27 protein-coding genes are annotated in these 26531 nt (G+C 67.5%); 14 read left to right on the top strand and 13 right to left on the bottom strand.

What is annotated here, in order from left to right; all coding sequences use genetic code 11:
- Nucleotides 1-241: 241 nt before the first annotated feature.
- Nucleotides 242-1945 (top strand): glycoside hydrolase family 18 protein, encoded by a 1704-nt coding sequence (locus AB0M15_RS09380; protein WP_363815697.1) that lies wholly within the window; start codon nucleotides 242-244, stop codon nucleotides 1943-1945.
- Nucleotides 1945-2871: a helix-turn-helix domain-containing protein gene (locus AB0M15_RS09375; RefSeq protein ID WP_363815695.1), complete on the top strand. Its 927-nt coding sequence runs from the start codon at nucleotides 1945-1947 to the stop codon at nucleotides 2869-2871. Before AB0M15_RS09380 ends, AB0M15_RS09375 begins: the two co-directional genes overlap by 1 nt.
- On the opposite strand, the gene AB0M15_RS09370 is transcribed toward AB0M15_RS09375, so the two are convergent.
- Together AB0M15_RS09370 and AB0M15_RS09365 are read right to left on the bottom strand one after the other, a co-directional pair.
- Nucleotides 2868-3317 (bottom strand): YbaK/EbsC family protein, encoded by a 450-nt coding sequence (locus AB0M15_RS09370; protein WP_363815693.1) that lies wholly within the window; start codon nucleotides 3315-3317, stop codon nucleotides 2868-2870. The two genes, AB0M15_RS09375 and AB0M15_RS09370, sit on opposite strands and share 4 nt — an antisense overlap.
- Nucleotides 3314-4513 carry an MFS transporter gene (locus AB0M15_RS09365; protein WP_363815691.1) on the bottom strand — a complete coding sequence of 400 codons (1200 nt, stop codon included), beginning with the start codon at nucleotides 4511-4513 and terminating at the stop codon, nucleotides 3314-3316. Before AB0M15_RS09365 ends, AB0M15_RS09370 begins: the two co-directional genes overlap by 4 nt.
- A 71-nt stretch (nucleotides 4514-4584) precedes the next feature.
- Between AB0M15_RS09365 and AB0M15_RS09360 the strand changes: the two genes are divergently transcribed.
- Complete coding sequence (locus AB0M15_RS09360; RefSeq protein WP_363815689.1) at nucleotides 4585-5475, top strand: LysR family transcriptional regulator; 891 nt, start codon at nucleotides 4585-4587, stop codon at nucleotides 5473-5475.
- Between the two features lie 78 nt (nucleotides 5476-5553).
- A complete protein-coding gene (locus AB0M15_RS09355; protein ID WP_363815687.1) occupies nucleotides 5554-6246 on the top strand; it encodes a hypothetical protein in 693 nt (230 codons plus the stop codon).
- Nucleotides 6247-6297: 51 nt separating this feature from the next.
- Here AB0M15_RS09355 and AB0M15_RS09350 read toward each other — a convergent pair whose 3' ends face one another.
- Together AB0M15_RS09350 and AB0M15_RS09345 are read right to left on the bottom strand one after the other, a co-directional pair.
- The gene (locus AB0M15_RS09350) at nucleotides 6298-7851 is read right to left on the bottom strand and encodes a cellulose binding domain-containing protein (RefSeq protein ID WP_363815685.1); all 1554 of its coding nucleotides are present in this window, start codon (nucleotides 7849-7851) and stop codon (nucleotides 6298-6300) included.
- A gap of 25 nt (nucleotides 7852-7876) precedes the next feature.
- Nucleotides 7877-9628: a glycosyl hydrolase family 18 protein gene (locus AB0M15_RS09345; protein WP_363815683.1), complete on the bottom strand. Its 1752-nt coding sequence runs from the start codon at nucleotides 9626-9628 to the stop codon at nucleotides 7877-7879.
- 386 nt (nucleotides 9629-10014) lie between these two features.
- Here AB0M15_RS09345 and ssd point away from each other — a divergent pair, with 386 nt between their 5' ends.
- The 4 genes from ssd to AB0M15_RS09325 all read left to right on the top strand — a co-directional run bounded on the left by ssd (nucleotide 10015) and on the right by AB0M15_RS09325 (nucleotide 13977).
- Nucleotides 10015-11226: a septum site-determining protein Ssd gene (gene ssd / locus AB0M15_RS09340; RefSeq protein WP_363815681.1), complete on the top strand. Its 1212-nt coding sequence runs from the start codon at nucleotides 10015-10017 to the stop codon at nucleotides 11224-11226.
- Nucleotides 11223-12380 carry a TadA family conjugal transfer-associated ATPase gene (locus AB0M15_RS09335; RefSeq protein ID WP_363815679.1) on the top strand — a complete coding sequence of 386 codons (1158 nt, stop codon included), beginning with the start codon at nucleotides 11223-11225 and terminating at the stop codon, nucleotides 12378-12380. The genes ssd and AB0M15_RS09335 overlap by 4 nt, the downstream gene beginning before the upstream one ends.
- Nucleotides 12381-12556: 176 nt before the next feature.
- The gene (locus tag AB0M15_RS09330; protein ID WP_363815677.1) at nucleotides 12557-13222 is read left to right on the top strand and encodes a type II secretion system F family protein; all 666 of its coding nucleotides are present in this window, start codon (nucleotides 12557-12559) and stop codon (nucleotides 13220-13222) included.
- Nucleotides 13219-13977, top strand: coding sequence for a type II secretion system F family protein (locus AB0M15_RS09325; protein WP_363815675.1), 759 nt, complete (start codon nucleotides 13219-13221; stop codon nucleotides 13975-13977). The genes AB0M15_RS09330 and AB0M15_RS09325 overlap by 4 nt, the downstream gene beginning before the upstream one ends.
- On the opposite strand, the gene AB0M15_RS09320 is transcribed toward AB0M15_RS09325, so the two are convergent.
- Together AB0M15_RS09320 and AB0M15_RS09315 are read right to left on the bottom strand one after the other, a co-directional pair.
- On the bottom strand, nucleotides 13969-14268 hold the full coding sequence (locus AB0M15_RS09320) for a YciI family protein (RefSeq protein WP_363815673.1): 300 nt from the start codon (nucleotides 14266-14268) through the stop codon (nucleotides 13969-13971). The genes AB0M15_RS09325 and AB0M15_RS09320 overlap by 9 nt on opposite strands.
- Before the next feature lie 35 nt (nucleotides 14269-14303).
- Nucleotides 14304-15404, bottom strand: a complete 1101-nt coding sequence (locus tag AB0M15_RS09315; RefSeq protein ID WP_363815671.1) for a winged helix-turn-helix domain-containing protein — start codon at nucleotides 15402-15404, stop codon at nucleotides 14304-14306.
- Between the two features lie 109 nt (nucleotides 15405-15513).
- On the opposite strand from AB0M15_RS09315, the gene AB0M15_RS09310 reads away from it, so the two are divergent.
- The 5 genes from AB0M15_RS09310 to AB0M15_RS09290 all read left to right on the top strand — a co-directional run bounded on the left by AB0M15_RS09310 (nucleotide 15514) and on the right by AB0M15_RS09290 (nucleotide 17882).
- Nucleotides 15514-16332, top strand: coding sequence for an aldo/keto reductase (locus AB0M15_RS09310; protein ID WP_363815669.1), 819 nt, complete (start codon nucleotides 15514-15516; stop codon nucleotides 16330-16332).
- Between the two features lie 102 nt (nucleotides 16333-16434).
- Nucleotides 16435-16644 (top strand): DUF4244 domain-containing protein, encoded by a 210-nt coding sequence (locus tag AB0M15_RS09305; protein WP_363815667.1) that lies wholly within the window; start codon nucleotides 16435-16437, stop codon nucleotides 16642-16644.
- 78 nt (nucleotides 16645-16722) lie between these two features.
- Nucleotides 16723-17091: a TadE family type IV pilus minor pilin gene (locus AB0M15_RS09300; RefSeq protein ID WP_363815665.1), complete on the top strand. Its 369-nt coding sequence runs from the start codon at nucleotides 16723-16725 to the stop codon at nucleotides 17089-17091.
- A complete protein-coding gene (locus tag AB0M15_RS09295) occupies nucleotides 17084-17482 on the top strand; it encodes an Rv3654c family TadE-like protein (protein ID WP_363815663.1) in 399 nt (132 codons plus the stop codon). Before AB0M15_RS09300 ends, AB0M15_RS09295 begins: the two co-directional genes overlap by 8 nt.
- Nucleotides 17472-17882 carry a hypothetical protein gene (locus AB0M15_RS09290; RefSeq protein WP_363815661.1) on the top strand — a complete coding sequence of 137 codons (411 nt, stop codon included), beginning with the start codon at nucleotides 17472-17474 and terminating at the stop codon, nucleotides 17880-17882. Before AB0M15_RS09295 ends, AB0M15_RS09290 begins: the two co-directional genes overlap by 11 nt.
- 51 nt (nucleotides 17883-17933) lie before the next feature.
- Here the strand turns inward: AB0M15_RS09290 and AB0M15_RS09285 are convergent, their stop codons facing one another.
- Nucleotides 17934-18719 (bottom strand): SDR family oxidoreductase, encoded by a 786-nt coding sequence (locus AB0M15_RS09285; protein WP_363815659.1) that lies wholly within the window; start codon nucleotides 18717-18719, stop codon nucleotides 17934-17936.
- A gap of 85 nt (nucleotides 18720-18804) precedes the next feature.
- Here AB0M15_RS09285 and AB0M15_RS09280 point away from each other — a divergent pair, with 85 nt between their 5' ends.
- Nucleotides 18805-19659, top strand: a complete 855-nt coding sequence (locus AB0M15_RS09280; protein ID WP_363815657.1) for a helix-turn-helix transcriptional regulator — start codon at nucleotides 18805-18807, stop codon at nucleotides 19657-19659.
- Nucleotides 19660-19719: 60 nt separating this feature from the next.
- On the opposite strand, the gene AB0M15_RS09275 is transcribed toward AB0M15_RS09280, so the two are convergent.
- From AB0M15_RS09275 to AB0M15_RS09250, 6 genes are all read right to left on the bottom strand, one after another.
- Nucleotides 19720-20340 (bottom strand): response regulator transcription factor, encoded by a 621-nt coding sequence (locus AB0M15_RS09275; RefSeq protein ID WP_328332779.1) that lies wholly within the window; start codon nucleotides 20338-20340, stop codon nucleotides 19720-19722.
- Between the two features lie 218 nt (nucleotides 20341-20558).
- Nucleotides 20559-21806, bottom strand: coding sequence for a CehA/McbA family metallohydrolase (locus AB0M15_RS09270; protein WP_363815654.1), 1248 nt, complete (start codon nucleotides 21804-21806; stop codon nucleotides 20559-20561).
- A complete protein-coding gene (locus AB0M15_RS09265) occupies nucleotides 21806-22897 on the bottom strand; it encodes an ABC transporter ATP-binding protein (protein ID WP_363815652.1) in 1092 nt (363 codons plus the stop codon). Before AB0M15_RS09265 ends, AB0M15_RS09270 begins: the two co-directional genes overlap by 1 nt.
- Nucleotides 22897-23718, bottom strand: coding sequence for a carbohydrate ABC transporter permease (locus AB0M15_RS09260; RefSeq protein ID WP_344844384.1), 822 nt, complete (start codon nucleotides 23716-23718; stop codon nucleotides 22897-22899). Before AB0M15_RS09260 ends, AB0M15_RS09265 begins: the two co-directional genes overlap by 1 nt.
- Nucleotides 23715-24638 (bottom strand): sugar ABC transporter permease, encoded by a 924-nt coding sequence (locus tag AB0M15_RS09255; RefSeq protein WP_363815650.1) that lies wholly within the window; start codon nucleotides 24636-24638, stop codon nucleotides 23715-23717. Before AB0M15_RS09255 ends, AB0M15_RS09260 begins: the two co-directional genes overlap by 4 nt.
- The gene (locus AB0M15_RS09250) at nucleotides 24638-26065 is read right to left on the bottom strand and encodes an extracellular solute-binding protein (RefSeq protein ID WP_363815648.1); all 1428 of its coding nucleotides are present in this window, start codon (nucleotides 26063-26065) and stop codon (nucleotides 24638-24640) included. The genes AB0M15_RS09255 and AB0M15_RS09250 overlap by 1 nt, the downstream gene beginning before the upstream one ends.
- Nucleotides 26066-26531 lie beyond the last annotated feature (466 nt).

Raw genomic sequence — 26531 nt, 5'->3', positions numbered from 1 at the left:
GGCCCCCGGTCACCCCCCCGCCGGGGGCCGTCGCCTTTCCTTTACAGGTAGAGCCCTTCCGGGCTCCCTCTTTCGCTGGCTGCAAGCGCTTACCGAAATAGCCCGATCTGCCCGCTGTCGGGCAGATGTCGGCCGCCGAACCTCAAAAAGCCATATAGTTTTCATTTTTGTTGAGCGTGAGAGCGTTCCCACTTTATGCAGGGTCTTGACAATGTAGTTGACTGGTCACACTTTGTGTCACATGAACCCGCGTACGAACCGCCCCCACGCCGCGGTCATCTCAGTCCTGTCAGCCCTGCTCCTCGCGATCACCGGTCTGGTCCTGATCACCCAAACCAGCTCCGCCGCGACCAACCTCGTCACCAACGGGACCTTCGAGACCGGCACGCTCGCCGGCTGGTCCTGTACTGCCGGCTCCGGCGCCGCGGTCAGTGGCTCGGCCCACACCGGCACCTATGCGCTGCAGGGCAGTCCCAGTTCGAACGACATCGCCCGCTGCAGCCAGACCGTCTCGGTCAAGCCGAGCTCGACGTACACGCTGTCGGCCTGGGTGAAGGGCTCGAACGTGTACCTCGGTGCCGACGGCGGCACCAGCACCTGGACGTCGAGCACCGGCTGGGCCCAGCTGAGCACGACGTTCACCACCAGCGCGTCGACCAGCAGTGTCGTGGTCTACACGCACGGGTGGTACGGCCTGCCGGCGTATCAGGCCGACGACGTCGTACTGGACGGCCCGGGCGGTACCGGTCCGCCGCCGGACACCACGCCGCCGACCGTCCCGGGTGGACTCACGGTCGGCAGCCCGACCTCTAGCTCGTTGCAGCTGAACTGGTCGGCCTCCTCGGACGCCAACGGCGTCAGCCGGTACGACGTGGTCCGCGGCACCGACGCCCCGCAGAGCGTGGGCAACGTCACCAGCTGGACAGCGTCGGGGCTCAACCCGAGTACGACGTACAGCTTCAAGGTCCGTGCCTGTGACGCGGCCGGCAACTGCTCGGCGTACGGCGCGACCGTCTCCGGTACGACGTCCAGCGGGCCGACGAACCCGCCGCCGGGGCCCCTGCCGAAGCACGTCCTGACCGGCTACTGGCAGAACTTCAACAACGGCGCGACCGTGCAGAGGATCTCCGACGTCCCGGCGGCCTATGACCTCATCGCTGTGGCCTTCGCCGACACCGGTGCCCAGCAGGGCGCGATCACCTTCAACCTCGACAGCGCCGGTCTGGGTGGCTACACCGTCGCGCAGTTCAAGGCGGACATCGCCGCCAAGCACACGGCCGGCAAGAAGGTCATCCTGTCCGTGGGTGGTCAGAACGGCACCGTCTCGGTGGCCAACGCGACCGCGGCCGCCAACTTCGCGTCGAGTGCGCTGTCGCTGCTGCGTGAGTACGGCTTCGACGGGATCGACATCGACCTGGAGAACGGTGTCAACGCGCAGTACATGGGTCAGGCACTGCAGAGCCTTCGGAACAGCTTCGGCAGTGGCCTGATCATCACCATGGCGCCGCAGACGATCGACATGCAGGCGACCACGTTCGAGTACTTCAAGCTGGCGCTGGCGATCAAGGACATCCTGACCATCGTCAACGTGCAGTACTACAACTCGGGCTCGATGAACGGTTGCAACGGGCAGGTGTACTCGCAGGGCACGGTCGACTTCATCACCGCGCAGGCCTGCATCATGCTGCAGGGCGGGCTCCGGCCCGACCAGGTCGGTCTGGGCCTGCCGGCCTCGAGCCGGGCGGCCGGTGGCGGCTACGTGTCGCCGACGATCGTCAACAACGCACTGGACTGCCTGGCCCGGGGAACCAACTGCGGAAGCTTCAAGCCGAGCACCACGTGGCCCACGCTGCGCGGCGCGATGACCTGGTCGACCAACTGGGATGCGCTCAACGGGGGCGGGTTCGCGAACCAGGTCGGCTCTCACGTCCACGCGTTGCCGTAATGCATAACTACCGACCCGCTCCGGTGCTGGAAGCACTCGGTGTCTGCTCGGAGGACGAGCAGCTCTACCGGGCGCTTCTGGCCCGGCCGGAAGCAACTACGACCGAACTGGTCACTGACACAGGCTGGGCCACCGCACGGGTGGCCCGGCACCTCCGGTCACTCCTGTCGCTGGGTCTGGCGTCCCGTACTCCGGGGCGCCCGGCCCGCTACACCCCTGCGGTACCCGAGGCCGCTGTGGAGCTCCTGGCGCTCCGCAAGCAGGCGGCCATCGTGCAGGCGCGTCTCGGTGCGGCTGCGCTGACCTCGGAGTTCCGGGCTCGCGGCGACGCCGGGCCGTTCACGGTGATCCGTGGACAGCAGGCGATGGCGCAGCGCTTCTACCAAGCGCAGCAGAGTGCGCAGACCGAAGTGCTGATACTCGACAAGCCGCCTTTCGTCGTACTGCCGATTGAGCCGCGACGGGCTCATGGAGTCGCCTACCGAACGGTCTACGACATGGCTGCGCTCGTGGAGCCTGCCGAGATCGCTGCTGCTCGTAGTGCGGGGCCTAGCTGCCGGATGCTGCGCGACGTACCGCTGAAGCTGCTGGTCGCCGATCAGCGGATCGGGCTGCTGCAGGCCGGGCAGGAGCTCGTCGAGATCGGACCGTCCACCTTGCTGGACGCGTTGGTGCGACTGTTCGAGCTGCTGTGGCAGCAGGCGACTCCGCTCTCACCGTCGGCCTCGGACGGGCCGCTGACCTTCGAGGACCAGCAACTGCTGGCCCTGGCGGCAGCTGGACTCACCGACCAGGCGATTGCTCGCCGCCTCGGCGTCGCCCAGCGAACGGTCGAGCGACGAATGCAGCGGATTTTGAAAGCCTTGGACGCAACCACTCGCTTCCAGGCGGGCTTACGAGCTGGTCAGCGAGGTCTGCTGACCTAGTCAGTTACGTCAGCGACCGTGGCGTCGAGGGCCTTGAGCAAGTCCTCGGCGCTCACTGTCATGCCGACGCCGTGGTCGCCGCCACCGATCGAGATCGTCCCGGTGATCCGCTCGTCGGCGATCACCGGCCAGGGGTTGGTGCTGCCGAGCGGGGTGATCGTGCCGCGGACGTAGCCGGTCACCTCGAGGGCTGTGTCGGCGCTGGGCATCGAGATGCGGTTGATGCCCAGCAGTGCGCGCAGCTTCGGCCAGGCGATCTCCCGGTCACCGGGGACCAGGATGAACCGGTAGTCGTCGTCGGAGAGCCGCACGACGATCGTCTTGATCAGCTTGGCCGGCTCGATGCCACGGGCGGCCGCCGCCTCCTCCAGTGAGTTGACCCTGCCGTGCTTGGTGACCTCGTAGGCCAGGCCGATCTCGGTGGCCGCATCGGTAGCTCGCGTCATGTCGTCAGTTTGGCACTGCGCCTCAACAGGAGAGCCAGGACCAAGGTGATGAGGAGCAGGCCACCGGCCTCGGCTGCCACTCCGGGCCAGGCGGCGTGCGTCCACGCGGTACCGGCGAGGCCGCCGAAGACCGAGGAGCCCAGGTAGTACGCGAAGAGATAGAAGCTGGCCGCCTGACCCGTACCACCGCCGCCTGCATGCGCACGTACTGCAACCCAGCCGCTAGCGACCCCATGCACGGCGAAGAACCCCGCGGTCATCACCGCGAGCCCAGCGACAACCAGTGGCAGCGGCCCGGCGAGCGTGAGTGCTATGCCGACTAATGCCACCAGACAGCCGACGGGCACCACCGCACGGCGGCCATAGGTATCAGCCAATCTGCCTGCCACCGCTGATGCTGCGGACCCGACCAGATAGACCGTGAACACCAGGCTGGCCAACCCGGGCCCCAGCTCGTACGGCGCTGCGGCGAGCCTGAACCCGGTCGCGTTGTAGACGGCGACGAAGGCGCCCATCGCTGTCGCAGCGGTTCCGTAAAGCGCGAGTAGTGCTGGGTCCTTGAGCACCCGCAAGGTTTGGCGGCTGCCTGTCGTGCGGACGAAGTTCTGCGACTCCGGCAACAGTACGGCGACCAGTACCGCGCAGACGACGCCGAGCACAGCGACGCCGGCCAGGCCAGCCCGCCAACCGCCGATGTCGGCGAGACCGCCAGCTACCAAGCGACCAGTCATCCCGCCGACGGCGGTGCCGGCGACGTACAGGCCGCTTGCCCTGGCGTGGCTGTCCTCGTGGACCTCCTCGCGCAGGTAGGCGATGGCGACAGCAGGTAGCCCGGCCAGCGCGATGCCCTGCAGGCCCCTGAGTGCCAGCAGGGTCTGCCAGTTCGGGGCGATCGCACAGAGAACAGCGATCGCCGCGGCGGTCGCTACTGACCAGCGCATCAACTTCGTGCGGCCGAGGATTTCAGAGGCCGGTCCTGCGATCAGGATCGCTACGCCGAGGCCGAGAGTGGCCAAGGACACACTGAAAGCGCTCTGGCTGGGGGAGATCCGGAAGACGCGGCTCAGCTCTGGCAGCAGCGCCTGGGTGCTGTAGAGCATGGCGAAAGTCGCCAGCCCGGCCGCGAACAATGCCGCCGACAGGCGGCGATAGCCAGCCTCGCCAGGGAGGTAGCCGCGGACGGTGACGGTCTGCATGCTGTCGACGGTGCCAGATGTTCTGACATGCGTAAAATGTCACGATCAGCGGAGATCGATACGCTATCCGTATGCATGTCGAAGATCTGCGCTGGTTCGTCGTGCTGGCGGAGACCGAGCATCTGACCGACGCGGCCGCTGTCCTCGGGACGAGCCAGCCGACGCTGTCCCGATCGCTACGCCGGGTCGAGGCCGCCTTTGGCGCGCGACTGTTCGAACGCGAGCATCGGGGCCTGCGGCTCAACCCCGCCGGCCGCCTGGTCCTCGAAGCGGCCCGGACGGGGACGACGGCGGTGGATGCTGCCAGGTCGCGGATCGAGGCGCTGCAGGACCCGGAGTCCGGCACGGTCCGGCTGGCCTTCCTGCATTCGGTCGCCACCGGTTTGGTGCCCGACCTGCTGAAGGCCTTCCGGGCAACGGCTCCCCGGATCCGTTTCGCCCTGCGGGAGGAGCCGTCGCACGAGATCATCCGCGACCTCGAGTCGGGCGAAGCCGAGCTCGCTGTCACCGGCCCTCGTCCGGACCCGGATGCCTTCGGCTGGCATCTGCTCGAACGCCAGCGGCTCTGTCTCTATGTACCACCAGATCACCCGCTGGCCGGCCGGAAACAGGTCGAGCTGGCGGAGGCCGCTGCCGAGCCGTTCATCGGCCTTCGTCCCGGCTTCGGCTTCCGTCGTGTCGTGGACGAGCTGTGCCGGGCGGCCGGCTTCACCCCGGTGGCAGCCTTCGAGTCCACCGACCTCTCGACCATCGACCGCCTGGTCGGCGCCGGTCTGGGGGTCGCAGTACTGCCTGCCGGTGCGGTTCGCGGCACTGACAGTGGAGCGACTCCTGTGCCGCTGGCCGGGGTCGAGGCTCGTCGGGACATCGGCTTGACCTGGCGGTCGGGCCGGGAGCTGTCGCCGGCGGCCCTACGGTTTCAGGCTTTCGTTGCACAGGTCGGACGACCGTCTGAAACCTGAAAGACTCTCGGCATCGTTAAAGTTCCTCCCGTGAGGAAGCTATTGAGTGGGGTCAGGCCGAATAGGCGACAGGTGTTCGTGGCAGGGGCGGTAGCGGCGGCGTCGACGGTGGCGACCACCGGTACGGCTGCCGCGGCCGCCGGTGCGTACGGATCGGGGAGTCTCGGCGAGTGGAGGGGCCTTTCCAAGGCTGTCGCGACCGAGGCGACGATCGAGCGGGTGCTGTCGGTGAACGGGGTGTTCATGTTCGGCGACAGCCTCGGCGTACAGGACGGCAAGGCACTCGCCGTGCGCCTGAAGAGCAAGCTGGGCCTGGAGCTTGCCGTGAACAACTGGTCGGGGCGGCCGACCAAGGACACCGTCGACGCGCTGGCCGACTGGAGGTCGAACTACGGGCTGCCGCGCCGGATCGTGATGGCGTGCGGCACCAACGACATCTTCAACCCGCCCGTGATGGCCGCGCAGATCGACCGGGCGATGAGCCTGGTCGGCCAGCGGACCACTGTGTTCTGGGTGAACACCCAGGTGGCCCGCACTGGTCTGGGGACCACGATGCTGCTGGCAGACCAGCGCAACAGCGCCTGGGTCAACCTGCAGTTGGCCGACGCACAGCGACGGCACTCCAACCTGCGCATCGTCCGCTGGGCCGAGTGGCTGGCGGCCAAGCCGTCGCGGCTCAACACCTATCTGCGCAAGGGGATCCACACTTCGGTCCCCTACGGCCAGGATGCCCGGAACGAGCTCATCGTCCAGGAGATCAAGGCCGGCTGACCTGTACTGAGTACTGCGGCGGGCCGGAGTACCAGCCCGCCGCAGTACCGGTCAGAACCCTGCGGTGATGCGGGTGAAGTCCCAGTCGCCCTGGGCGATACCACTGCAGTTGGAGACGACGCCGCCGCCCGCGCAACCGCGGTCACGGTTCACGCCCCAGAACGCCAGCCGGGCCAGGCCGTTGTTCTTGGCCCAGGTGGTGATGTTCTGCCAGGTCGCCGTGGTGGTCATCTCCTGCTGGTCGGACAGACCGTTCATCCCGGAGATGCCCTGGTGGGCGTAGGCCTGCGCGGTGGTCCAGCCGAAGACGGCCTTCAGCTTGTTGTTCAGGCCGGTGGAAGCGCCGACCGTGTCGTTGTAGATGTTGCTGCTGCCGAAGTCGAACGGCATCAGGGTGAAGATGTCGATGTTCGCGCCCAGTGCCTGCGACCGCTCGATCAGCCGGTTGCCGTAGTAGTTCGGGCCGGTGGTCGAGGTGCCGAAGGTCAGGATCGTCTTGATCCCGGGGTTGTTCTGCTTGACGATCTTCAGCGCGTTCAGGATCCGGTCCTGGACGGCCTCGTTCTCGAACTCGTCGGTGTTCTCGATGTCGATGTCGATCGCCTTCAGGTTGTAGGCGCTGATCACCTGCTGGTACGCGCCGGCGAGTGCCTCCGGCGTGCTGCAGTTCGGGCCCAGCTTGTTGCCCTGCCAGCCGCCGATCGACGGGACGATGTCCCCGCCGGCCGCCCGGATCTGCGAGATCGCGTTGGCGTCGACGCCGCCCTGGAGCGGCCGGTTGCCGTCCCATGCCGCGTTGCAGCCGCCGGACGAGAGGATGAAGGCCATCGTGAACCACTTGATGCCGGTCGCGTTCATGACCGTGGTCGGGCTTGGCGGGTCACCCCAGCCCAGCCACAGGTACGGCGCCGCGGTGCGACCAGGAGCCGGGTCAGTGCCACCGGGCTTGGTCGTCACCGACACGGAGCCCGTCTTGGGTCCTTCACCGGCGCTGTTCGAGCCGCTGACCTGGTAGCTGTACGCCGTGCTGGCGGACAGCCCGGAGTCCGTGTAGGACGTGCCGGTCGGCGTACCGACCTTGGTGCCGTTGCGGTAGACGTTGTAGCTGGTGGCGCCGCTAGCCGCCGACCAGGTGAGGCTCACCGAGTTGGCTGTGGAGGTACCGGCCAATCCTGACGGTGCACCCGGCACTGTGCCGCCGCCACCGCCCGTGCAGGAGCCGCCGTTCAGTCGGCAGGCGGAGATACCGGGGAAGTTGCCCGGGCTCCCGTTGAAGCCGAAGGTGACACTGGCGCCGGGCGCGAGCGGTCCGGCCCAGCTGGGCGGTGTGAAGGTGTGGGTCTGCCCGCTGCTGACACGGGTGGCGTCCCACGAACTGCTGATGGTGTAGCCGGACGGGAAGTCCAGGGCGACCGACCAGGTGCTGATCGAGGCAGTGGTGCCGTTCGTGACGGTCACCTTGCCCTCGAATCCGCTACCCCAGTCGGACACCTTCGTGAAGGCCGCGCTCACCGGTGCGGCCGAGGCCGCGGGGATGAAGAGGACGGACATCACCACTGCTGCTATCGCCGCGATGGCGACCGAAATGCGCTTGCGTTTCATCATGCTCCGATCAGTGGGCGGTACGTGATCAGACCCGGCCCCAGAGTGCGGGGACGTTCGGCGGTTCCCATCCGGTCAGCGAGGTGTGGCCCTGGATGCACCGATAGGTAATGCCGTTGTAGGACACCAGCGAGCCGGTCGCGTACGCCGTGTTCGGGGCCCACGGGGTTGCCGTCGGAGGGGTGGTCGGCGGCGTGGTGGGAGGTGTCGTCGGGGGAGTGGTCGGCGGCGTCGTGGGAGGCGTCGTCGGCGGGGTCGTCGGAGGTGTGGTGGGCGGAGTGGTCGGGGGAGTGGTCGGCGGGCCGCTGCAGCCAGGGGTGTCCGCGTTGACCGAGTTGACGACGTTGTTGAACAACGTGACGCCCGGGTCGAGCGCTTCGAGGCTGTACATCATGGCGCCGGCCAGGCCCTTGCAGTGGCCGTAGTCGGCCTTCTCCTTGATCGACCGGGCGTTGTCGCCGGTCCAGAAGGTGCCGTTGCTGTAGAACCAGGAGGCCTTGGTCGCGTCATCGAAGTACGTCGAGCCCGGACTGTCGACGAAGCCGGTCAGCTCCTTGTAGAAGGAGACGCCAGGCACGTTGCCACTCAGGGCGTGACCGTCGGCGGGGCCGGTGGCCGTCTGATACTTGCCGTTGGCAGTGGCCGGCACACCCTTCCATCCCCTGTAGTAGAAGGGATATCCGATCGTCAGCTTGTTCGCCGGGAAGCCGCCGGGGATCCCGTAGGCCGAGTCGCCGGTGGTCCAGGCCTGGATCGCGCCGTCGATCGAGTACTTCTTGGTGCCCGGCGGGATCGGGTTGCTCGGGTCGGCCGGGGCCTGGTACAGCGGGTCCTGGAAGTTCGTCGGACCGGTCGCCTCCCAGCCGCCGTGCATGTCGTACGTCATCACGTTGTTGTAGTCGAGGTACTGACCGATCTTGTCGGTCTCGATCGTCTTGATCTTGTCCTGCCCGGCAGGCGTCGCGGCGGTCAGCCACATCTTCTTGCCGCCGTTGGCGGCACCGAAGGCGTCGAGCTGGCGGCGGAACTCGGCGAGCAGGAGGGTGAAGTTCTGCTTGTCGGCTGCGCTGTAGTGGTTGCCGGTGTGACCGTTCGGCGAGCCGGGGTACTCCCAGTCGATGTCGACGCCGTCGAAGATGCCCGCAGCGCTGCCGGGACCGCCGAAGCCGTCCACCATCGGCAGGTCGCCCTTGATGAACATGTTCACGCAGGAGGTGACCAGGGCCTTGCGCTTGGCGTCCGTCGAGGCTGCGTCGGAGAAGTACTTCGAGTAGGTCCAGCCGCCGATCGAGATCAGGATCTTCAGGTTCGGCTGCTTGGCCTTCAGCTTCTTCAGCTGGTTGAAGTTGCCCTGGATCGGCTGGTTCCAGACGTCGCCGACACCGTCGACGCTGATGTCCGCGCCGTACGACTTGCCGTAGTCCGCGAACGCGTCGCCCGCGCCGTCACCCGCGTTCGGGTTGCTCTCGTCCTGCGAGGCGGCCTGGTTGGCCATGAAGCAGGTGTGGCTGGTCGGGTGGATGTTCGCGAACGCGTAGTTGAGGAAGTCGAGCTTGCTCGCGACCCCGGTGGTGATCAGATTCTTGGGATAGAAGGCGTTCTGGTAGATGCCCCACTGGGTGAAGTAGGCCGTCTTCACCCCACCGCTGCTGGCGGCCAGCGCCTGCGGTTGGGCATCGGGGGAGCGGGTCTGGGCGGTGGCGACCGAGATGCCGGCAACGGCGATCAGGGCGGTTGCGGCCACTGTGGACGCGGCAGCGACGCTGCGCATTCGACTCATGGGGCGGACCTCCATCAAGGAGCTGTGAGGAGTGCACGGGTGTCCAGCAGGTGTCCACGAATGGACGCTTGCCGAGCGTTCTGAGAGAAACTTAGTTAAGGACGCTTCGAAAGGAACCGTAGCTCTTCACCGCCCGCAGGTCGCCGGGTCACGATGGCGGATTGCCGCACCTGACGGATATCCGACAGTTCTCCACAGCCTTGGTTTTTCTTCGGGCCGCACGCCCGAACGACGGCACCTTCTAAGGCATGAACAACCTCCTCCCAACCCGCACCCCGTCCCCCGTACTGACGCCCGCAAGCACACCCGCATCAACGCCACCGCCGACCCACTCGCCGACACCCCAGCCGAGACGCTCGTCGATGCCTCAGCCGACGCACTCATCGATGCCTCAGCCGACGCACTCGTCGACGCTCCAGCCGACCCGCTCGTCGACGCCTCAGCCGAGCCGCTCATCGACGCCATCGCTGACGCGCTCGCCGACGCCCCAGCCGACGCTCTCGTCGACGCCCCGGCCAACCGTTCTGCTCGCCACCGCCGACGAGTTCCTGCTCGACGACCTGCTCCGCCTCGCCGCCGCCGCCGAGGTGGTCCCGCAGGTCGAGCGCGACCTCCTCGGCCTCCGCCGCAACTGGCAGACAGCCGTCCTCGTCGTAGTAGGCGACGACCTGGCCGAGCCCCTCGCCCGCACCCAACCTCCCCGCCGCCCAGCCGTCCTGCTCGCCACCCGCCCACCCACCAACCCAGCCCGGCTCCCAGCAGACGCCCCCGACGCCTATCGCCTCGCGCTCGCGATCGGCGCCGAAGGCGCCTTCGTCCTACCGACCGACGAAGGCGAGCTCAGCGCCAAACTCTCCGACGCACTGGACGGCAGCACCCGAACAGCCATCACCCTCGCCATCGTCGGCGGCTGTGGCGGCGCAGGCGCCACCACTCTGGCGGCAGCTCTCGCCATCACCGCCGGCCGCCGAGGTCTGCGCAGCATCCTCATCGACGGCGACCCCCTGGGCGGCGGGATCGAATTGGTCCTCGGCACCGAACACTACGAAGGCTCCCGCTGGCCCGCCCTCCTCAACGCCGCCGGCCGCGTCAGCGCCAGCGCCCTACGAGCCGCCCTCCCCTCGGTCGACGGCCTAGCCGTCTTGTCCTGGGACCGCTCCGACGTGACAGCCCTGCCACCAGAGGCGATGCGCTCAGTGCTCGGCGCCGCCCAACGCAGCAGCGACCTGGTCGTCGTCGACCTCCCGCGCCGCCCTGACCCGGCAGCAGAAGAAGCCTTCGTCCGAGCAACCTCGACGCTAGTGGTCGTCCCACGCGACGTGCGTTCCTGCGCCGCCGCAGCTCGACTAGTGGCTCCGTTGAGGGAGGTCGCCCACGACCTGCGAGTGGTCGCCCGCGAGCCTGGACTCAATGGTCTCTCCGCCCTCGATGTCGCCGACCATCTGTCGTTGCCCCTGGCCGCCAAGCTCGGATTCGAGCGAGACCTGGCGACAGCACTCGACGACGGCCGCTTCGACCCACGACCTCGAAGCGCGTTGGGCCGAGCGGCAAACGAAGTACTCGACCTGTTCGGCCTCTACGACTTGCTCGCCGCATGACCGTCTCACCCGAACTCCTCGAGCGCGTCCGCAGAACCCTTGCAGAGAAGGGATCTGAGCCAACCCCGGCTCTAGTGGCTGCTGCCCTCCGTGTCGACGGCGCCCTGGTCGGCGACTCGATCGTGCTGGCCGTCGTCGCCGCCCTCCATCGCGAGGCGATGGGCGCCGGCCCGCTCGACGGCTTGCTGTCCGAGTCCGGCATCACCGACATCCTCGTGAACGGCCCCAACGAGGTCTACGTCGACCGCGGTTCGGGCCTCGAACGCATCCACCTGCGAACAGGTGACGAAACAGCCGTACGTCGCCTGGCAACCCGCCTGGCCGCCGCTGCCGGCCGCCGCCTCGACGACGCCACCCCGTACGTCGACGTCCGCCTTCCCGACGGCACCCGCTTCCACGCCGTCCTCTCACCGATCGCCGCCCCCGGCACCTGCCTCTCCCTCCGAGTCCCCTCCCGAAAGGTCTTCACCCTCGACGACCTGGTCACCGCAGGCTCCGTCCCCGCAAGCGGCGCCTCCGTACTCCGAGACCTCCTCGACGCCCGCGTCGCCTTCCTGATCAGCGGCGGCACCGGCACAGGAAAGACCACACTTCTCAATTCCCTGCTCTCACTGGTAGATCCATCCGAACGCCTGGTCCTGGTCGAGGACGCGTCCGAGCTCTACCCCGACCATCCCCACGTCGTCCGCCTCGAGGCTCGCCCACCCAACGTGGAAGGCGCCGGCGAGATCTCCCTCCGCGACCTGGTCGGCCAAGCCCTCCGAATGCGCCCAGACCGCCTGGTCGTAGGCGAAGTCCGAGGCGCCGAAGTAGTAGACCTCCTGAGCGCCCTCAACACCGGCCACGAAGGTGGCTGCGGCACAGTCCACGCCAACTCCGCCGCCGACGTCCCCGCCCGTCTCGAAGCCCTCGGCGCCATGGCCGGCCTGACCCGCGAAGCCATCCACAGCCAAATCTCCTCAGCCCTGCACGCCGTAATCCACCTGACCCGCACCCTCAACGGCACCCGCCGAATCACCGAAATCCGGGCAATCACCCGCACCCCCACCGGTCAAGCCATAGCCGTCCCCGCCATCGAGTTCCTCCCCGCCGGCCCACCCAAGCTCCACCAAGCCGCCACTCTCCTCACCCACCACCTAGCCGGAGCAGCCTGATGCGAACCCTGACAGCTCTGCTCGCTTCGGTCACCGTCCTCACACTGCTCCCGACCCCAAGCCGAGCTCTCCACCGTCTCAGCGCACCACCCCCGCGACCACGCAGTCAGTCACAGCTGTCTGGCGGCGGTGGGGCTTTCGCCCAATCAAGCACTCGCCGACTTGGGGCGCTGGCAGTGATCGTTGCCCTCAGCATCTTGCTCGCACTATCGACCGACCCGTCGATAGTGGTGACTGCGCTGACCATCGGCGTCGTCGCTTTGGTAGTAGCCAGCCAACGCACCCGATCCGCCAAAGCCCGGATGGCAACGGCCCGCCGAGCCACCGTGATCGAAGCCTGCGACGTCCTCTCAGCCGAACTGACCGCCGGCCGCCCACCAGCAGCAGCGCTGGAAGGCGCCGCCACAGTCTGCCCAGACCTCCAGGTCGCCTCAGCAGCCGCCAAGCTAGGCGGCGACGTCCCTTCGCTCCTGGAACTGATCGCCGAAACCCCAGGAGCAGAAGGCCTCCGAGCGCTGGCCGCAGCCTGGCGAGTAGCCGATGAATCCGGCGCAGCCTTCGCCGTCATCACCGAACGCCTGGCCGACTCCCTCCGCGCCGACGAATCCATCCGCCATCAAATCCTGACCGGCATGGCCGGCCCTCGAGCCACCGCCCGCCTGCTGGCCGTCCTGCCCCTCTTCGGCACAGCTCTCGGCTATGCCCTAGGCGCCAACCCCCTGGCCTTCCTGACCCAGACCCCACCCGGCTGGCTCTGCCTAGCCCTAGGTCTGACCCTCTCCACCCTCGGCCTGCACTGGACCAACACCCAAACCAAACCACCCAGCCTTGGAATGCGATGACCGAACCTGTTCTCCCCGCCCTCGCAGCAGCTCTTGCAGCAGTACTGCTCCTACCAAGCCCACCGTGTCGCCGCCGACTCGCGAGACATCGTCCGCTCGGCACCCGCTGGCCCTTCAATCTCGCAAAAACAAACGAGGTACCGCCAGCCACCCGACGGCTCCACCTCACGACCGCCACCATCGCCGCAGCCGCCCTGCTCCTCCTGCTCGGCATCCCAACTGGCGTAGTCCCAGCAGCCGTCGCGTTCTTCGCGACCCCGATAGCCCTCAGCCGACTGGAACCCGCAGCTACCCGCCAACGAGCGGCGCGCCTAACCGCCGACCTCCCTCTAGCGGTCGACCTACTAGCCGCCTGCCTAAGAGCCGGTCGACCGCCCCAAGCCGCGATCAGCGTCGTCGCCAAATCCCTCGGCGGCCCACTGGCCGACCTCCTTACCGAGGTCGAGGGCCGCATGAACCTAGGCGCCGACCCGATCGACGCGTGGTCCACCCTCCTCAAAGAGCCGTCCTGCGCAGCCTTCGCCCGCGCCACCCAACGAGCCCTCCGCTCCGGCGCCCCACTCGCAAAGATCCTCGAACACCAAGCTGACGACGTCCGTCAATCCCGCCGCTGGTCCGCCGAAGCCCATGCCCGTGCGGTCGAATCCCGCTCGGTCGTCCCGCTCGGCCTGTGCTTCCTCCCAGCGTTCATGCTGCTGGGCATCGTCCCCACCATCGCCAGCTCGCTGTCCGGCCTGCTCAGCTTCCTAGGCTGACGGCTTCTCCCGGTATGGCTCCAGCGCCGCGGCGACATTCGTCGCAAGAAACTGGGTGACCCTGTACTCACAGACCCCCGCAACCGAGAACGGATCGCCGGCCACCAGTTCCTCCATCGCAGCCCGATCATCGCCAACGGCCAGGATCACCCCACCATCTCGCGGCTCCTTACGCCCCGACGCCAGAAACACACCCGCGTCGTACTGCGCCTTCACCCAGCTCAGGTGATCCGCCATGAACCCATCGACGCGGTCGAGCGGCACGGTATAGGTCAGCTCCAGGACAAACATGCCGATCACGCTAACCCGCGCGTACCGGCCGTTCCTCAGTCGCCCTGTTCGGCTGCCTCGAGCAGAGCCTCCGCCGCCGACGTCCGCGCATACAGAACAACCCGTCCCACCCGATGCGGGGTGACGAGCCCTCCTGCCCGCAACGCGCTCAAGTGCTGCGAGACGCCACCGGCGGTCAACCCGATGCGCGCGGCAAGTTCGGTCGTCGACCGCGGCGAGCCGAGCAACGCCAGCAACTCAGCACGAGACCGACCCAGTACCGCAGCCACCCCGGCCGAGGTGCTGCGTACCGGCGCGTTCCCCGACGTACTGCGTACCGGGTCGCTCCAGAGCGTCGCCACTCCACGTGCCGGATAGGTCAGCGTCGGCTGCCATGGCGGGATCGTGCTCGAGTACACGGTCGGCCAGACGAAGGCGGACGGCGTCATCAGCAGCCCCTCACCGGCCAGCTGCCGCACACCCTTGAAGCGCCGGTGCTTGATCTGCAGCGACCCATCACGCCACTTCACGGTGTCGGCGAGATCGTCGAACAGTCCGGCATGCCCCGCCTGACCGAGCTTCCGCCCGCGATAGAGCAGATCGCCTTCGAGCAGCGCCCGGATCCGCCCCCAATGCGGAGCGATCGCCATCTCCCAGTACGCCTGTACCTGCCCGGCAAGCCGCTCGACGCCACCCCGCGGATCGACGTACAGCTCCGCGATCGCAGCCGTCGGCATGGCGCTCGCCCTACCGCGCACACTCGTCCTCCTGCTCCTGCGGGGGAGGGTGACCTCGTCGAGAGAGCCGATCGGGTTCTTCCAGGCGTAGGCGAGGACGTCGAGATCGGCGCGGAGCTGGTCGGTGGGGACTCGGCGCAAGGCGCTCAGATCCGTGGCCAGGTCGGGTACGGGAGTCCGCGGCGGTGGAGTGAGGAAGTCGGCGAGGTACCAGACGCGCGGATCGATCAGCTCGAAGAGCAGCCCGAGGTCAACACCTGATCGGTTGATCCGCTCGGTCGTCGTCTCGGCCCAGCGCCGATGGAACGTCTGCGAACGCGGAGTCTTCAGCAACCGGATGCTCGCGACGACCTCCCACAGCGGCGAGACCGCGAGCCGCGTGCGGGCGAGGTCCTCGACGGTGAAGGTGATCGTCAGCATCTCTGTCGCCTTGTCGATTTAGTGGTGGCTAAATCATTGCAGAAGAGCGCCTGATCGCGGCGAGTCTGTCGGCATGACTCTGGAATCAGCGCGATCAGTTCAGTCAACGATGAGGATCGGCGAGTTGGAGGTACGCAGGCTCGGGTTCGGCGCGATGCGGCTGACCGGGTTCCGGCCGGCCGCGGACCGTACCGATGCGATCAGGGTGGCGCGGCGTGCCGTCGAGCTGGGCGTGAACTTCATCGACACCGCAGACTCCTACGGCGTCGGCGCCAACGAGGAGCTGCTGGCCGAGGCCCTGTATCCGTATGCCGACGGTCTGGTGATCGCCACGAAGGTCGGACGGACGCGACCCTCGCCGAACGAGTGGACGCCCTTGGGGCGCCCGGAGTACCTGCGCCAGGCGGCTGAACTGTCGCTTCGGCGGTTGAAGGTGGAGCGGATCGATCTGCTGCAACTGCACCGGATCGATCCGACCGTGCCTTTCGAGGATCAACTGGGGGCTATGGCGCAACTCCAGGCCGAAGGCAAGGTCAGGCACGTCGGCCTGTCCGAGGTGACGGTCGCGCAATTGGAGGAGGCGCGCCGGGTGATCGACGTGGTCAGCGTGCAGAACCGGTACAACCTGACCGACCGCGAACACGACGCCGTCCTAGCTCATTGCTCAGAGCAATCAATAGCCTTCATCCCCTGGCTCCCAGTCGCGAACGGCGACCATGCCTCCTCGCGGACACTGGCCGATATCGCCACCGAACTGGATGCTACGCCGACCCAGATCTCTCTTGCATGGTTGCTGCATCGCTCGCCCGTGGTGGTCCCGATACCTGGAACGAAGTCGGCCGAACACCTCGAAGAGAACGTGGCGGCGGCCCGGATCCAACTGACCGCCGAGCACCTCACCCACCTGGCTGCGGTCGACGGCCGGTAGTTGTCCCCAGGCTGAAAACTCCTTTTCTGCAAGGCTTCCGGCGACGGCATGTTGTCAGTAAGCCGCGCCGGAGCAGCCGGACGGCAGATCAGGAGGTTCGACATGTCCAAGGCGCTGGTACCCGCTCGCCGATCCCGCAAGCGCACCGAGCGCGGCGCCGCCACCGCGGAGTACGCCGTGACGATGGTCGCGGCCTGCGGGATCGGCGGCATCCTCATCGCGCTCTTCAAGTCGCCGGCGATGCTGACGTTGCTCAAGGCAATCATCAACTACGCGCTGAAGGCTGCGGGTGTGGACGGCGTGCAACTCTGACGCGATGCAGTAGCCCCTCCGGCCGCGGCGCCTCCCCTCACCGCCGCGGCCGGCCCACCGCCTGGAAGGACCCGCCGCATGCGAACCCGAGACGAACACGGCTCCGTCACAGCCGAAGCCGCCTTCGTTTTCCCTGTACTACTTGCTGTCCTTGCCCTCGGCCTCTGGCTGGTCGGCACGGTGATCACCAATGTCCGTTGCATCGACGCAGCCCGAGACACGGCCCGAGCCGTCGCCCGCGGCGAGTCCGTCGAGTCGGCCCGCCGCTTGGGTGAACGCGCAGCTCCACCAGGCGCAACCATCACCATCACCCGACAAGACGTCACCATCCACGTCGAAGTCGCCGCCACCCCCTCCAAACCGCGCGGCCTCCTCGCCGCCCTACCCCACCCAAACCCCAAAGCCACCGCCATCATCCAAGCCGAACCAGCCCAGTCCGATGACTGACAGAACAGACCGCGGTAGCGCCACCCTCCTGTCCCTCGGCATCGCAGCCGTCCTACTCGGCGCCTCCATGATGGGAGTTCTCTGGTCAGCGGTATCAATCGGCCACCACCGAGCCGACACCGCCGCTGACCTGGCAGCCCTCAGCGCAGCCCAAGCCCACCAATCCACCCCCGACCACGCATGCACCACCGCCACCCGAATCGCCAACACCCAAGGAGCCACGTTGAAGTACTGCCATGCCGACGGAGACACGGTCACGGTGGCAGTCACAGTGAGACTCCACCTAGGGGCCCTCAGCATGCCGCTACTGACCAGCGAAGCCCGCGCCGGACCGATCGGAGGAGGAGGCGCCGGACCGATCGGAGGAGGAGACTGGCCGGGTGACGGATGACTCGACTGAACTGCTGGTGGTGGACGCCGCGAACGTGGTCGGCTCCCGCCCTGACGGCTGGTGGCGCGACCGCCCAGGCGCAGCCCGCCGCCTCCTCACCAAACTGCAAACCCTCCCATCCCAACTCGACACCCCGACCGAGATAGTCGTAGTCCTGGAGGGAGCAGCCAAAGCCGCCGTCGAATCCACCCCCGACCCACTCTTCCCCGACCTACAAATAGTCCTAGCCCCAGCCTCAGGCGACGACGCCATAGTCGACCTAGTAACCAAAGCCGTTGCCCAAAACAACAACCGCCCCATCACCGTAGTAACCGCCGACCGAGGCCTCCGCACCCGCCTAGACCCCCTAGGCGCCCACTCCACCGGCCCAACCTGGCTCTGGTCCCAACTCCCGTCCTGACCCACTCTGCCCCGGCCGCCGTCCTGGCCATGGCCGGCCCGGGGAACTCGGTCAGGCGCCGGCGGCGCCGTCTATGGGGATGATGGCGCCGGTTACCACTGAGGCGCGGTCGCTGAGTAGCCAGGCGGCTAGTTCGGCGATCTCGCGGGGGTCGGCCATCCGGCCGAGTGGGGTGCTTGCGTTGATGCGGTCGATGACTCCTGGGGTGGCTGCTTCCCAGGTGTCGATCATCTCTGTCGCCGTGCCGCCGGGAGTGATGCCGTTGACGCGGATACCCTGCGGGGCCCAGGTTACGGCGGCTGTCTCGGTGATGCTGTTGAGTGCGCGCTTCATCGCGCCGTACGCGGGGAGGGCTGGGTTCGCGCGGCGGCTGCCGATGCTGGAGGTGTTGACGATCGCTCCGCCACCGCCTCGTCGCATCAGCGCGTACTCGGCGTTCATCGCGGCCCAATGCGCCCGGAAGTTCACCTCGAACTGTTCCTCGATGTCCTCGTCGGTGGTCGTGTCGAGCGGGCCGGGCCGGTGCTGGATCGCCGCGCCGTTGTTGAACGCGCCGTCGAGCCGTCCGTGCAACTCGTCGACCCGGTCGATCGCCGCGCGAATGCTGGCCCGGTCGGCGAGGTCCACGGTCACGGCATCCGCGACGCCGCCGTCAGCGCGGATCTCACCGACGATCTTCTGGAGGACGTCGGTACTGCGGGACGCAAGCACGACGGCAGCCCCCTCCGACGCGAACAGCCGCGCCGCGGCCGCCCCGATGCCGCGGCTGGCTCCCGTGATGAACACGACCTTGCCGTTGAGGAGGCCGATGGGTGTGTTGTCGAAATTCGTGGTCATATCGCCAGCGTCGGGCGTTAGCCGATCCGGATACAGGCACAGGCTGTACCAGGATCCGCCCCGGGACAGCGGGCAGACTGGGGGTATGGACAAGCAGGAGCTCGGAGCGTTCCTCCGGAGTCGCCGCGAGCGCCTCCGGCCGGAGGATGTGGGGCTGCCGTCGGGGGCGCGGCGTCGGACGCCTGGCCTTCGCCGGGAGGAGGTTGCGGTTCTCGCGCACATCTCCACCGAGTACTACGTGCGACTCGAGCAGGGCCGGGCGCCGCGTCCGTCCGGCGAGGTACTTGCTGGGATCGCGGGCGCGTTGCGGCTCACGGACGCCGAGTCCGATCACCTTCACGTGCTCGCCGGTACTGCGCCCAGTCGCACCGGACTGCACCGACGCGATGTCCGCCCAAGCATCCTCACGCTCCTGGAACGCCTCCCGCAGACGGCGGGGTTCGTGACGTCCGCCCTGTTCGAGGTACTTGCGTGGAACGACCTCGCCGCAGCGCTGATGGAGGACTTCGCCGAGCGGTCTCCCCACGACCGCAATCTCGCCCGCCGCGCCTTCCTCACGCCGACCCACGACGACGGTGTGATGCTCTACGGCGTCTCCGACGTGGTGGAGTTCCGGCAGAACGTCGTGATGGAACTACGGTCCGCCTTCGCCCGCTATCCGGCCGACCCCGCGGTGACCGGGCTGGTCGAGGAGTTGCGGGCCGGCAGTTCCGAGTTCGCCCGGCTCTGGGAGCGGCACGACGTACAAGCCACCCAGATGCTCACGAAGACCTTCCACCACCCGGTCGTCGGCGCCATCACCGTCGACTGCGACTCACTCGCCCTGACCGACCGCGACCAGCACCTGGTCCTCTACAGCGCCCCAGCCGGCTCCCGCGACGCCGAAGCCTTGGCCCTCCTCAACGTCCTAGGCACCGAGACCAACACCTACCGTCAATAACCCACCCACCGACATCACCGAGCCGGCCCACGCGAGGCAGTCGTGGTGGTTGCGGGGTGGTCAGTCGAGGAGCCAGCCGTTTTGTTCGGCGGTTTGGATGGCGTCGGCTCGGGTGCGGGCGCCGGTTTTGCCGATGGCGGACCAGAGGCGGGTGCGGACCACGCGTTCGGAGACCTGGAGGTTGCGGGCCATCAGGGCGATGGTGCCGCCTTCGCGGGCCGCACGGAGGGTTTCGGTTTCGCCGTCGTTGAGGGGGCTGTCGGCGTACCGGAGGGTTTCGGCGGCGAGGTTGGCGTCGACGACGCGCAGGCCGAGGTGGACCCGGCGGACGGCGTCGGCGAGTTGGGGTGCGGGGCTGCCTTTGAGGGCGAAGCCTTTGGCGCCGGCTTCCAGGCCGCGGCGGAGGTGGCCGGGTCGGCCGTACGTGGTGAGGATGACGACGCGGCACTCCGGCATCGAGGTGCGCAGCCGGCTGGTGACGCTGAGGCTGTTGGCGCCAGGGCCGGCGGCGTCGAGCAGGGCGACGTTGGCGCGGTGCTGTTTCGCGGCGCCGACCACGTCGTCGGAGCGGCGGAGCTCGGCGACCACCTCCAGGTCCTGCTCGCGTTCCAGACCGCTTCTGAGCACGCCTCGGCTGAGGATCTGGTCGTCGACCAGCAACAGCCGGATGCGGTCTTGCAAACGAGCCTCCGGGGGACCGTCCGGGCACCGGGGAAGTGTGTCCGGGAGGAGATGAGCATGACGTCGGTTCCAGATCATGGAGCCCTGAAACTCAGCGCGTCCACATCAACGCGACATCTCTACCAGATTGCGACCAGATCGCGACCACACGGTCCCCGCCTCCACCAACCCCAGCCCCAGCGCCGACCCACGGCAGTACGGCAGAGGCACTTCCGGTATCAGCTGGTCAGCGAGAGGAAGCGGTTGTCGTGGGTGAGGAGGGCTGTGCCGGGGTCGGTGGGGGCGGGGATGGACTCGTAGGGGGAGCGGATGGGGTGGGGGGTGCCGTCGGGGGTTAGTAGGAGGGTGTTGGGGGCGTCGACTACTACTAGTTCGTTGCCGTTGTGGAGGACTAGCGGGGCGTCGTAGCCGGCGGAGATTGCGGTGCGGCCGGCGGCTAGGCCTTCGAGGACGGCGGGGACCAGTTCGTCGGGGCCTTCGGCTGAGGCGTCGATGGCGATCCAGGTGGTGGGGATTCCGGGCGTGGTCAGTGACGACGGGTTGTGATAGTCGCTGCCGCCGATGGGCGTGGTGCCGAGGCCCCAGGCCTGCCACCAGGCGACTGGGCCGCCCCAGCGATGGTCTAGCCAGGAGGAGTGCCAGATCTCGGCCAGTGGCGGGTGTTCCGGGAGGGGCTGGCGCCAGGAGCAGTCGCCGCCTAGAGGGTGGTTGATGGAGAGTAGCCCGCCGCGGCGGGCTACCCCTGTCACCCAGGTTGACGCCGGTTGGCGGAAGTCGATGACGCCGATAGCTCCGAAGGCGTTCGCGTGGCCGGTGTCTGTGGTGACCTCTTGGCCGGGGATCAGCCCGATGCCGAACTGCCGGCTCAACCCTGCCAGCTCCGCGTGGTGCGCCTCGGTGTTGTGGTCGGTGATCGCCATGACGTCCAGCCCGGCCGACACCCCGAGGGAGGCGAGGTTGGCGATCGGTGTCGAGCCGTCCGAGTGCAGTGAGTGCGCATGGAAGTCACCCGCCACCCACCGAAGCCCGTCGGCAGCAGGCAGCACCCGCCGCGGCGGACGAGCCGGTACGCCGACAGCACCCGTCAACGCCACGTACTCGTCCAGTCCCGGGATCACCGAGACAGGCCCAGTGACCGCCTCGACCACCAACTCGACCCCATCGACCGGAACCCGATGCAGCCCGATCACCACGAACCAGGTGCCCTCCTCCAGCTCACCGGCCACATAGCCAGGTGTGGCGGCAGTGGGGGTGATGGCAAAGGTCTGCCGTGCGCCACCGGACCACCCGCGCCATCCGCCGGCTCCCTCACAACCAAGGTCGATCACCGCGCCCTCTACATCGGGGACGGTCAGAGTGACCAGTAGCCCGGGGCAGCCAGCAGGGATGTCGACTGGCAGCGAGTGCCAGACCGAGGCGGCCCGGTCGTCCAGCGTCCAGCGCTGCCGGTACGTCGTGATCGCCATCAGCCGACGACAGCCGGTTGCCGAGCCAGCAGTTCGCCGGACTCACGGTCGTACAGGAGAACCCGCTGTGCGGGAGCAGTCAGTACTACGGGAGTATCCGGCGCAGGCTCATCCTCCTCCGGCACCGTCACCCCGATGAGGACCCCGTCGCACTCGACGCTGACCAGAGACATGGTGCCGAGGTTCTCCGCCACCACCACCGACCCACGGATGGATGGGCCGGACACATCGCCAGTGGACAAGGTCAGGTATTCCGGCCGGATGCCAACGGTCACCTCGGCACCCGTCGGCACGGCCGATGTTGCTGCAGGCAACGACCCGCCCGCCAGCGAGACCGAACCGCCGGCCGAAACCACTCCCGGAAGCAAGTTCATCGGTGTCGAGCCGATGAAGTTCGCGACGAAGGTGTTGGCGGGACGGGCGAAGACTTCGCGTGGGGTGCCGAGTTGCCGGAGCTTGCCGGACTGCATCACCGCGATCCGGTCGGCGAGCGCCAGCGCCTCGGCCTGGTCGTGGGTGACGAAGACGGTGGTGATGCCCAGATCCCGCTGCAGCTTCTTCAGGAACGTACGAGCCTCGAGCCGTAGCCGTGCATCCAGATTGGACAACGGTTCGTCAAGCAACAACACCTTGCCTTCGGAGGCAATCGCGCGAGCCAGCGCGACCCGCTGCTGCTGACCACCCGACAGCTGCCCGGGGCGCCGCTCGAGCAACCCCTGCAACGACAGCTCGCCCGCTGTGCGCGAAGCAACCGCAGAACGAGTAGCGGCGGCGACCCGGCGTACCTTCAAGGGATAGGTGATGTTCTCCGAGACGCTCATGTGCGGGAAGAGCGCGTAGTCCTGGAAGACCATCGCCACCCCGCGCTTGCCTGGCTCGAGTCGCGTCACGTCGGCCGCGTCGATCCGGACCGACCCCTCGGTCGCGGACTCAAGCCCGGCGATGGTCCGCAGCAGCGTCGTCTTGCCGCACCCCGACGGACCGAGCAGTGCGAAGAACTCGCCGTCGGCGACGGTCAGGTCGAGTCCGTCGACGGCGCGGACGCCGTTCGGGTAGACGGTCGCCAGGCCTTCGATGTCGATACCGGCCATCAGCTCTTGATCCCTCCATGGAAGCGGAACCCATAGCGCGAGTTCACCAGCAGATACAGCACGACGACCGGGATCGAGAACAGCAGCGAGAACACCGGCAGAACCTGCAGATTGACGCTGCCACCTTCGTCGGTGAAGGTCTGCATCAGTACCGGCCCCGGCTGCAGCTCGATCGACCGGATCAGCAGGAAGGGCACCAGGAAGTTGCCCCACGAGTTCACGAACGCCCAGACCAGGATGGTCGCCAGCCCCGGCCGGGCCACCGGCAGCACCACGTCCCGCAGGATCTGCAGCGGCGACGCACCGAAGACCCGGGCGGACTCCTCGTACGACTTCGGCACCGCGTCGACGAAGTCCTTCAGGATGAAGATGGCCGCAGGCAACAACCCGCCGGTCATCACCAGCGCGACCCCGAACCGCGAGTCGATCAGCCCGAGCTGGAACATCATCACGAAGATCGGCACCATCGCCGCGGTCCCGGTGACCACGGACGACAGCAGCAGAAGCCCGTACAGCAAGGCGTCCCGGCCCGGGATCCGCACCCGCGACAGCGCATAGCTCGCCAGCGCCGCGAACACAGTCACCGCAACAGCCGTAGTACCGCAGATCAGCAGCGAGTTGACCATCGAGTGCAGCGCATACGGATGCTCGAACGTCTTGCGGACGTTGTCGAGCGTCCAGTCCGGCCAGTGCACCCCGAGTCCCGGCGACGAGTCGAACGGCGCCGAGGCGATCCACAGCATCGGTACGGCGAAGAACAGCGTGATGACGCAGATCATCACGTAGAAGCCGATCCGGCGGACGACGTAGGCGGGGTTCATGAGCGCCTCCGCAGCAGTCGCAGGTAGAGCAAGGCGACGAGCAGGTTCGCGATCAGCAGCAGGAACGAGATCGCCGACGAGTAGCCGAGCTCACCGCCTTGCAGCGCGACGTTGTAGATGTAGACCGGCACGGTCTCCGACTCGTGGTTCGGTCCGCCCTTGGTGAGCAGGAACGGCGAGAAGTCGTTCGCGGTCCACAGCGAGATCAGCAGCGTGTTGGTCAGCACGTGCCCGCGGATGTGCGGGAACACGATGTCCCGCAGCGTCTGCCAGCCCGACGCCCCGACCATCCGCGCCGACTCGAGCTGCGACGGTGGTACCGCTTGCAGCGCGGACGAGTAGAGCATCATCGAGAACGCCGTACCGCGCCAGGTGTTGAACAGCACCAGGCAGACCATCGGGTAGTCGATCAGCCAGGCCGTGCCCTGCGTCCCGAGGATGCTGTTCAACGTGCCGGTGTCCCGGTCGAAGAACGCGATCCACAAGTACGCGACGACGGTGGATGGCAGGATCCAGGCCAGCAGAACAAGGCCTTCCACGGTACGCCGTACAGCCGGGCGGGCCCGGCGCATCGTCCAGGCGAGCGCAAAGCCGAGGATGTTCTGCCCGATGATCGCCGAGCCGAGCACGAACAGCAGCGTCAGCCACAACGCGTTGTGGAACAGGGCGTCGTTGAGCGCCTTGGTGTAGTTCGACAGCCCGACGATCGACGGCGACACGGCCTCGACACCGGTCAGCCGGTAGTTCGTGATGCCGATGTAGATCGTCCAGATCGCCGGGAAGACCAGGAAGGCCCCGATCAGCAGCAGCGCCGGCGCCACGAAGCCAAGGGCCCGGCCGATGCCGAGCCCCGCCACGTCCTGGGCCGGACCGCGGACCCGCGCCGGGCGGCCCGGCACGGGTTCGGTGACGGAAGCCATTAGTTGCTGGTGACCTTGTCCTTGCTACCCGCGGCGGCCTCGACTGCCGTCTGGTAGCTCTTCGCCGCCGCGTCGGTGGTTTTGCCGCCGACCACGTCCGCGGTCGCCTGCTGCAGCGCGGCCGAGATCTTCGGGTACTCCGCCAGGCCCGGCCGGTACTGCGTCAGCGGCAGCACCTTCGTGGCGACGAAGGTCAGCATCGGGTCGCTGGCCAGTACCTCGGTGTTGACGTCCGTCCGCTGGGTGATCTTGGCAGCCCCGGCCAGTGACGCCTTGACCATCTCGGCCGAGTTCATGAACTGCAGTAGCTCCCAGGCCTGCTGGGGGAACTTGGTGTTCGGGTTGATCGCGGTCGCGCCACCACCGGACATCGAGACGAAGTCCTGGCCCTTGACGCCGGCACCGGGCTTGCTGGCTGGGATCAGCGCGTAGCCGACGGCGCTGTCGCGGTCAGCCATCTTCGCGACGCCGGCCTTGGGCTCGACGACGCTGCGCCAGAAGTAGTCGCCCTCGAGCAGGATGCCGATCTTGTTGGCGGCGAACTCGGCGAACGACTTGTCCCGGCCCTTGGCCTCGCGCTGCAGGATCGGATCGCCCAGACCGGTGCTGTAGATCGACTTGTAGAAGTCGAGCACCTGGCGGATCTGCGGGGTGTTGCCCAGCCACTTGCCGTCGGTGTTGATGGTCGCGCCGGTGCCCACCAGGAGCGGCAGGGTGCCCTGCATCGTGGTCGCCTCGCCCATCGCGGTACCGGCGTTGATCTGGATCGGTGTCACCCCGGGCAGCTTCTTCAGCGCCTGGCCGGCCGCGGTGATGTCGTCCCACGACTTTGGCTGCCAGTCGGCCGGCAGCCCGGCCTGCGCGAAGAGCTTCTTGTTGAAGTACAGGACCCGCCCGTCGGTTCCACCCGGTACGCCGTACCGCTCGCCGTCGAAGCTGCCGAGCTGCTGGACCGAATCGGGGATCTGCTTCCAGCCGTCCCAGCCGTCGACCTTGGCGGCGTCGCCGACCGTGTCGGTGAGCGGCTTGATGTAGCCGGCCTGGGCGAACTCGCCGACCCAGATGCCGTCGATGCTGAACAGGTCCGGGCCGGCCTTGTTCGACAGGCTGAGCGCGAGCTTCTGCTTGTAGACCTCGTCGTCGGAGCCGTCGCCCTGGAACTTCACCGTGACGTCGACGCCCTTGGCCTTCTGCGCCTCGACGAACTTGGGGATCAGCACGTCCTCGGTGAACTCGGCGCCGGCGCTGCTTTTGCCGCCCTTCACGGAGTTCGAGCCGATCACCAGCTCGACCTTCTTGGCGTCGGAGTTGCGGTTCGCGTCCTGGTCGCCGCTGCCGGAGTCCGACGAGCCGAGGCAGCCGGTCAGCAGCACGGTGGCGGCCGTTCCGAGGACGGCCAGCCGGAACATACGCGGGATACGTCGCATCAGGGGCTCCTTGCGGGGGTCGGTGCAGCCGGTGCCGGTTCACCTTGGCACTCGGCGGGAACTTTGTGAAGACTTTTCTACGACCCGAAGCGAAACTTTGTAACTTTCCAACCTCCGGACTGTTGCCCTCGGCCACATCCAGCGGCGGCCGGCGGCTGTCAAGTCCGATCCGGGCGGCGCGCATTGCGGAAGAGTTAAAGTGCCCTCGCGGTTGAATGACAAAGGGTAGCGAGGTAGATACAGAACGTGAGATCGCGAGGTAGCGTCAGCACCGATCGGATCAACGGAAGCGGAGGTGAAGAACATGTTGCTCGGACTTCTCCACGGCCTGCTGGATGACTGCTACTACTACTGGCACTGCCACCACGGCTGTTGGTGGTGAACCGCTGACCGGGCTCCTCCGCTGACGCGCAAGCAGCGGATCGCCTATCACTGAGAATCTGACCACCGCGGTTCATGAACCGAA

This window comes from Kribbella sp. NPDC051718, assembly GCF_040681515.1.
Taxonomy (GTDB): Bacteria; Actinomycetota; Actinomycetes; order Propionibacteriales; family Kribbellaceae; genus Kribbella.
The sequence above is the reverse complement of the archived record's forward strand: the minus strand, read 5'-3'. Positions and strand labels throughout refer to the sequence as shown.

What these genes read in the sequence shown, in the direction of transcription:
- AB0M15_RS09380 (WP_363815697.1), top strand. Translation starts at nt 242, where the DNA reads ATGAACCCGCGTACGAACCGCCCCCACGCCGCGGTCATCTCAGTCCTG.
- AB0M15_RS09375 (WP_363815695.1), top strand. Translation starts at nt 1,945, where the DNA reads ATGCATAACTACCGACCCGCTCCGGTGCTGGAAGCACTCGGTGTCTGC.
- AB0M15_RS09370 (WP_363815693.1), bottom strand. Translation starts at nt 3,317, where the DNA reads ATGACGCGAGCTACCGATGCGGCCACCGAGATCGGCCTGGCCTACGAG.
- AB0M15_RS09365 (WP_363815691.1), bottom strand. Translation starts at nt 4,513, where the DNA reads ATGCAGACCGTCACCGTCCGCGGCTACCTCCCTGGCGAGGCTGGCTAT.
- AB0M15_RS09360 (WP_363815689.1), top strand. Translation starts at nt 4,585, where the DNA reads ATGCATGTCGAAGATCTGCGCTGGTTCGTCGTGCTGGCGGAGACCGAG.
- AB0M15_RS09350 (WP_363815685.1), bottom strand. Translation starts at nt 7,851, where the DNA reads ATGATGAAACGCAAGCGCATTTCGGTCGCCATCGCGGCGATAGCAGCA.
- AB0M15_RS09345 (WP_363815683.1), bottom strand. Translation starts at nt 9,628, where the DNA reads ATGAGTCGAATGCGCAGCGTCGCTGCCGCGTCCACAGTGGCCGCAACC.
- ssd (WP_363815681.1), top strand. Translation starts at nt 10,015, where the DNA reads ATGCCTCAGCCGACGCACTCGTCGACGCTCCAGCCGACCCGCTCGTCG.
- AB0M15_RS09335 (WP_363815679.1), top strand. Translation starts at nt 11,223, where the DNA reads ATGACCGTCTCACCCGAACTCCTCGAGCGCGTCCGCAGAACCCTTGCA.
- AB0M15_RS09325 (WP_363815675.1), top strand. Translation starts at nt 13,219, where the DNA reads ATGACCGAACCTGTTCTCCCCGCCCTCGCAGCAGCTCTTGCAGCAGTA.
- AB0M15_RS09320 (WP_363815673.1), bottom strand. Translation starts at nt 14,268, where the DNA reads ATGTTTGTCCTGGAGCTGACCTATACCGTGCCGCTCGACCGCGTCGAT.
- AB0M15_RS09315 (WP_363815671.1), bottom strand. Translation starts at nt 15,404, where the DNA reads ATGCTGACGATCACCTTCACCGTCGAGGACCTCGCCCGCACGCGGCTC.
- AB0M15_RS09310 (WP_363815669.1), top strand. Translation starts at nt 15,514, where the DNA reads ATGAGGATCGGCGAGTTGGAGGTACGCAGGCTCGGGTTCGGCGCGATG.
- AB0M15_RS09305 (WP_363815667.1), top strand. Translation starts at nt 16,435, where the DNA reads ATGTCCAAGGCGCTGGTACCCGCTCGCCGATCCCGCAAGCGCACCGAG.
- AB0M15_RS09300 (WP_363815665.1), top strand. Translation starts at nt 16,723, where the DNA reads ATGCGAACCCGAGACGAACACGGCTCCGTCACAGCCGAAGCCGCCTTC.
- AB0M15_RS09295 (WP_363815663.1), top strand. Translation starts at nt 17,084, where the DNA reads ATGACTGACAGAACAGACCGCGGTAGCGCCACCCTCCTGTCCCTCGGC.
- AB0M15_RS09285 (WP_363815659.1), bottom strand. Translation starts at nt 18,719, where the DNA reads ATGACCACGAATTTCGACAACACACCCATCGGCCTCCTCAACGGCAAG.
- AB0M15_RS09280 (WP_363815657.1), top strand. Translation starts at nt 18,805, where the DNA reads ATGGACAAGCAGGAGCTCGGAGCGTTCCTCCGGAGTCGCCGCGAGCGC.
- AB0M15_RS09270 (WP_363815654.1), bottom strand. Translation starts at nt 21,806, where the DNA reads ATGGCGATCACGACGTACCGGCAGCGCTGGACGCTGGACGACCGGGCC.
- AB0M15_RS09265 (WP_363815652.1), bottom strand. Translation starts at nt 22,897, where the DNA reads ATGGCCGGTATCGACATCGAAGGCCTGGCGACCGTCTACCCGAACGGC.
- AB0M15_RS09260 (WP_344844384.1), bottom strand. Translation starts at nt 23,718, where the DNA reads ATGAACCCCGCCTACGTCGTCCGCCGGATCGGCTTCTACGTGATGATC.
- AB0M15_RS09255 (WP_363815650.1), bottom strand. Translation starts at nt 24,638, where the DNA reads ATGGCTTCCGTCACCGAACCCGTGCCGGGCCGCCCGGCGCGGGTCCGC.
- AB0M15_RS09250 (WP_363815648.1), bottom strand. Translation starts at nt 26,065, where the DNA reads ATGCGACGTATCCCGCGTATGTTCCGGCTGGCCGTCCTCGGAACGGCC.